Here is a 681-nt window from a genome sequence, read left to right as displayed (position 1 = left end):
CATTGGTGTCGGCCACCGTCTTGATGGCGGCGGTGACGAAGCCCATCTCGCCCGGGCCGAGGCTGTCGGCCGCGATCATCTTCGGCGTGAAGTAGCCCACCTGCTCCACGGTGTGCACGGCGCCGTTCGACATCATGCGGATGCGCTGGCCCTTGCGCAGATGCCCGTCCCGCACGCGCACCAGCACCACCACGCCGAGATAGGCGTCGTACCAGCTGTCGACCAGGAGAGCGGTCAGGGTCTTCGAGGCGTCGCCCTTCGGGGGCGGCAGGCGGGTGACGATGGCCTCCAGCACGCCCTCGATGTTCAGGCCGGTCTTGGCTGATATCATCACGGCATCGGAGGTATCGAGGCCGATAACGTCCTCGATCTGCTGCTTCACCCGGTCCGGCTCGGCGGCGGGGAGGTCGATCTTGTTGAGCACGGGCACGATCTCGTGCCCCGCATCCAGCGCCTGGTAGACATTGGCCAGAGTCTGCGCCTCGACGCCCTGGGAGGCGTCGACCACCAGTAGCGACCCCTCGCAGGCGGCGAGCGACCGGCTGACCTCATAGGCGAAGTCCACATGGCCCGGCGTGTCCATGAGGTTCAGCGTGTAGGTGTTGCCGTCCTTGGCGGGGTAGCTGATGCGGACGGTCTGCGCCTTGATCGTGATGCCGCGCTCGCGCTCGATGTCCATGC

General features: G+C 66.8%; 1 protein-coding gene. It reads right to left on the bottom strand.

Features of this window, described 5'->3' with window-relative positions:
- Positions 1-681: GTP-binding protein (locus AC1DWF_RS34965; RefSeq protein ID WP_476843060.1), on the bottom strand; the 681-nt coding region annotated here is incomplete at both ends.

This window comes from Aminobacter sp. P4_D5, from assembly GCF_056401815.1.
The sequence above is the reverse complement of the archived record's forward strand: the minus strand, read 5'-3'. Positions and strand labels throughout refer to the sequence as shown.